Annotated in this window: 5 protein-coding genes; all 5 read right to left on the reverse strand. The window is 70.0% G+C overall.

Annotation, left to right across the window (positions count from 1 at the left end):
- Positions 1 to 237, reverse strand: a 237-nt coding sequence (locus VGJ14_06920) for a hypothetical protein (protein HEY2832140.1), incomplete at its 3' end; no start/stop codon positions are given.
- An 89-nt stretch (positions 238 to 326) separates the two neighbouring features.
- Positions 327 to 1,136: an enoyl-CoA hydratase gene (locus VGJ14_06925; GenBank protein ID HEY2832141.1), complete on the reverse strand. Its 810-nt coding sequence runs from the start codon at positions 1,134 to 1,136 to the stop codon at positions 327 to 329.
- Entirely contained in the window at positions 1,133 to 2,407 is a 1,275-nt protein-coding gene (locus VGJ14_06930; GenBank protein ID HEY2832142.1) for a TetR/AcrR family transcriptional regulator, read from the reverse strand. The genes VGJ14_06925 and VGJ14_06930 overlap by 4 nt, the downstream gene beginning before the upstream one ends.
- 163 nt (positions 2,408 to 2,570) lie before the next feature.
- Positions 2,571 to 3,716, reverse strand: a complete 1,146-nt coding sequence (locus VGJ14_06935) for an acyl-CoA dehydrogenase family protein (protein HEY2832143.1) — start codon at positions 3,714 to 3,716, stop codon at positions 2,571 to 2,573.
- Between the two features lie 43 nt (positions 3,717 to 3,759).
- Positions 3,760 to 4,908: CaiB/BaiF CoA-transferase family protein (locus VGJ14_06940; GenBank protein ID HEY2832144.1), on the reverse strand; the 1,149-nt coding region annotated here is incomplete at its 5' end.

Here is a 4,908-nt window from a genome sequence, read left to right on the forward strand (position 1 = left end):
CCGGATCATGTTCTGCACGACCAGGTGATCCGGGGTCAGCGACACGGTCGCGTCGCGCAGCAGCAACAACACCGCCACCGCGAGGAAGGCGAGGACGGCGTACAGCGGTGTCCAGATCGGCGCGGAGATCGCGCCCAGCACCGCGCCGACCAACAGGCCCAGGGCGACGACGATGATCCCGATGCGCGTGCGCAGCCGCAGGCGTCGGGTTCGGGTGGGCGTCGCCTCCTCCTCCACGACGTCGAGTATCCCGATTGCCCGCGTTCGGTGTGTCTCATTCCCGGCAGACGACACCCGTTTGGTTCAGCCGGCGGCGGTCCGTCGGGTCAGAGGGTGATGGAGCGCTGTCCGAACACCGGCTTGCGCTTCTCCCCGAACGCGCTCACGCCCTCGATGAAGTCGCTCGCGCGCAGCAGATCTAGCTGCCAGGCGCGTTCGGTCTCCAGCGCCCGGTCCAGACCCGGCAGCGTGGCCGCGTTGATGGCTCGCTTGGCGCCGGCCAGCGCGTCCGGCGGCAAGGTGACCAACCGCGCCACCAGCGCGTCGACCGCGTCGTTGAGGTCCTCGTGCACCCCGGCGATCATCCCGGCGGCCAGCGCCTCGGTGGCGGGCAGCCGCTCGCCGAGCATGGCCATCTTCAGCGCGCGGGCGCGGCCCACCGAGGCAGCCACGATCGCGGTGGCACCGCCGTCGGGCATCAGGGCGATGTGCACGAACGGCAGCAGGAAGTAGGCATCCGGCCGGGCCAGCACGAAGTCGCAGGCCAGGGCGAAGGAGACGCTGATGCCCGCCGCGGCGCCCTGCACCGCGCAGATGGTGGGGATGGGCAACTCGCACAACGTCCGGGTGAGCCGGTTGCCCGCGTCGATGATGTCTACCGGCGGCTCCCAGCCGGGTTCGGGCTTGAGCGTGAGGTCGGCCCCGGAGCAGAACGAACGGCCCGCGCCGGAGAGCACCACCACGCGCACGTCGGTTTCCTGGCCCGCTTGGCTGACCACGTCGGCGACGTCGTCGATGACCTCGTTCGTCAATGCGTTGAGACGATCCGGGCGGTTGAGCACGATGCGCAGCACGCCGCCCTCGAAGTCCACCAGCACTGCTTCGCCGGTGCGCTTACCGTGCGGCGCGAATGTCATCGCGTGGCCTCCTCGACAGCCGGGCTGACACCGAAGACGGTAGCGATCAGCAGATCGCCGAGCATGCGGGCCACCCCCTCGGCGTCGGCAAGGTGGCCCTCGGCGGCCAGCGCGCCCGCGAAGGTGTTCTCCACCGTCCACCACAGGGCGGCGGCCAGTTCGCCCGCACCGGCGCCCGCAACATGGCCACGGTTGGCCGCGATGGCCGCGCCCAATGCCTCCTCGATGCGGTCCGCGGCGGCGAGGTAGACCTTGGCCAACTCCGGGCGCCGCGGCCACTCGTGCACGGTGTTGCGCACCACGGCCAGTGCCACTTCGTCGCCGTGCATCCAATCCAGCACGAGGTTGCCGAGGTCGGTGGGATCCTCGGCGCTCACCCGCTGCTCGATCAGATGCACGAACGGCTCGGCGATCTGCCCGAACAACGCGGCGAAGGCGTCCTCCTTGGAGGCGAAGTAGAAGTAGAAGGTGGCCCGCGAGGTCTCCGCCGCGTCGGCGATGGTGGCCACCGACAGCTCCTCCAGCGACGTGGTGCACACCAGCCGGCCGACCGCGTGCAGAATGCCGCCGGCGGTGTCGGTGGGCTCGGGCAACCCGGTCTGCTCGTGCGGGCGGGGACCCGCGGCCTCCGGATCCGGGGTGACCCGGCCGATCAGCGCCCGCGCGGTGAGTTCATCGATCGCGGCCGCGGCGAGGGTCGGGGTGAGGATGCGGGCATCCAGCCCGCGGGTGCCGACGTAGAAGGTGCGCTCCAGTGCGCACAGCAGCATGGTGGCCACCATGTCCGCGGGCGCTCCGGCGCCGGCGCGGCCGTGGCTGCGTTCGTATTCGATCTGCCCGGCGACCGCCTGGACCAACTGCTCCCGGACCGCGAACCACGCCTCGCCGATCTGCGGCACCGTGTACATGTGCTCGATGGCGGCGCAGATCACCGCGCCGTGCGCGGACCACAGTTCGACGGTGCCCGCCATGCTCGCCTCCAGCGAGCCGGCGCGCTCCTTCCCGGCCGGCGCCGACCAGGACTCGTCGGGGGTGTACACGTCCTCCAGCAGTCGGGCCACCAGCGCGGCCAGCACGTCGAACTTGGACGCGAAGTAGTGATAGAAGTTCGCCCGCGAGATGCCCGCCCGCGCAATGATCTGAGCAACCGTCAGATCCTGCAGCATGGTCTCGGTGAGCAGGGCCTCGGTGGCGGCGAAGATCGCCGTCTCGGATCCGCTGCGGCCGTCGTGGGCGCGGGGACGAGCGCGGGAGATCCGAGGTGGCGTCACACCCAGGAGGCTAGCTGTGTCTGGACAGCATGACTAGTCAACACGTCGAGACATTCCCCGGCCGGATGTCGGCTGCACTTCTACCCCGAGCGTGTAGTTGTGCAGCCGAAAACGGCCCTTAGGCCTGCGTACCTACACACTCGGGGGACTTGCGCAGGTCTCTTTAGAGGCCGAGGTCGCGGCCGACGATCTCGCGCATGATCTGGTTGGTGCCGCCGTAGATCTGCTGCACGCGGGCGTCGCGCCAGCGGCGGGCGATTTCGTATTCCTCCATGTAGCCGTAGCCGCCGTGGATCTGCAGGCACTTGTCCAGCGCCTCGAACTCCAGCTCGGTGGTGAGAAACTTGGACCCGGCCGCGTCCGCCGCGGACAGCTCGCCGGCGCAGTGCAATTCGATCGCGCGGTCCACGTAGCAACGCATCGAGGAGATCTTGGTGTGCAGTTCGGCGAGGGTGAACCGGTTGGCCTGGAAGGTGCCGATGGGCTGGCCGAAGGCCTTGCGGGTCTTGGCGTAGTCCAGCGCGAGTTCCAGCGCCCGTTCTGCGTGCGCCATGGCGCCCACGGTGATGGACAGCCGCTCCTGGGCCAGGTTGGCCATCAGGTAGTGCAGCCCCTTGCCCGGCACCCCGAGCACGTCGGCGTCCGGCACGAACACGTCGTCGAGGAACAACTCGGCGGTGTCCGTGGCCCGGCGGCCGATCTTGTCCAGCTTGCGGCCCTTGGTAAACCCGGCGGCGTCACCCTCGACCACGAACAGGCCGAGCTTGTTGTCCGCATCGGGCACCTTGGCCGCGATGATCAGCAGCTCGGCCAGGATGCCGTTGGTGATGAACGTCTTCGAGCCCGACAGTGACCAGCCGTCAGAAACCTTGCGCGCGGTGGTGGCAATGCCGCGCAGGTCCGAGCCCATGCCGGGCTCGGACATGGCGATGGCGGTGGGCGCCTCGCCGGAGGTGATCCGGGGCAGCCAGCGCGCGTGCTGTTCGGGGGTGCCGATGTCCAGCAGGTAGGGCATCACGATGTCGTTGGTGATGCCGAACGCGTCGCCGACGGCGCCGGTGCGCACGACCTCTTCGATGATCACCGTGTTGAACCGGAAGTCGCGGATGCCCGCGCCGCCGTACTCCTCCGGCGCGGCGAAGCCGACCATGCCCTGCCCCGCGGCCTTGCGCCAGAACTCGTGGCCGATGATGCCGTCGCGCTCCCACTGCGCGGTATGCGGCACCGCCTCGGCGAACAGGAACTCGCGCACCATGGCACGGAAGTCGTCGTGCTCTTCAGCGAACAGCGTGCGCCGGAAGCTACTCATGGGTACAGCGTACGTTTCGTCCGGACCCCGCGTCCATGCCGGGTCAGTCGCGGCGCCACGCGGCGAGCACGTCAGCCACCGGGGTGGGCGCTGTGGCCGGGATGTTGGGCAGGCCGGGGTTACTGCGGGAGAACCGCGGGGCGGGCGCGCACTGCACGGTGCCGTGGATGTCCGCGACCGTGCCGCGGGCCGCGATGTGCGGGTGCTCGGCCACCTCACCGAAGCTCAGCACCGGAGTCACGCAGGCGTCGGTGTCGACGAAGTGCGCGGCCCACTCGTCGCGGGTGCGGGAGGCGAACAGTTCGGCGAACCGCTTGCGCAGCACCGCCCAGTTCTCCCGGTCGTGCTGGTCCGGCAGCTCCTCATCGGCCAGGCCCAGCCCGGACAGCAGGGCGGCGTAGAACTGCGGTTCGATCGAACCGACCGCGAGGTAGCCGCCATCCGCGCACTCGTAGGTGTCGTAGAACGGGGCGCCGGTGTCCAGCATGTTGACCGCCGGAGTGTCGCTCCACAGGCCCGCCGCGCGCAGATTCCACACCATCTGCAGCAGCGACGCGGTGCCGTCCACGATGGCGCCGTCCACCACCTGACCGCGCCCGGAAGTACCCCGCTCGAACAACGCCGCGAGGATGCCCATCACCAGATACAGCGACCCGCCGCCGAAGTCGCCGAACATGTTGAGCGGTGGCACCGGGCGGGAACCTTCGACCCGGAAGGCGTTCAGCCCGCCGGTCAGTCCGATGTAGTTGATGTCGTGCCCGGCTCGCTGGGCGAGCGGCCCGTCCTGGCCCCAGCCGGTCATCCGGGCGTAGATCGCGCCGGGATTGCGGGCCGCGACGTCGTCCGGGCCGATGCCCAGGCGCTCCGCGACCCCGGGCCGGTAGCCCTCGACGATCACGTCGACGACCGCGAGCAGGTCGTCCAGCACGGCCTTGCCCTCGGCGGTCTTCAGGTCCGCGCTCACCACGCGCACGCCGCGCAGGAACCAATCGGGTTGGTCCTTGGGCAGCATGCGCAATCCGCCCGATGGGCGCTCCACCCGCACCACGTCCGCGCCCAGATCGGCCAGCAGCATGGCCGCGTGCGGGCCGGGGCCGATGCCACCGAGTTCCAGGACGCGCAGGTTGGCCAGGGGTCCGGGCATGGGATGGTGCCTCCTCGGGTGCTTGGTGGCGCCAGTATTGCGGGAGGG

It is taken from the genome of Sporichthyaceae bacterium (assembly GCA_036493475.1).
Taxonomy (GTDB): Bacteria; Actinomycetota; Actinomycetes; order Sporichthyales; family Sporichthyaceae; genus DASQPJ01.

What these genes read in the sequence shown, in the direction of transcription:
- VGJ14_06935 (HEY2832143.1), bottom strand. Translation starts at nt 3,716, where the DNA reads ATGAGTAGCTTCCGGCGCACGCTGTTCGCTGAAGAGCACGACGACTTC.
- VGJ14_06925 (HEY2832141.1), bottom strand. Translation starts at nt 1,136, where the DNA reads ATGACATTCGCGCCGCACGGTAAGCGCACCGGCGAAGCAGTGCTGGTG.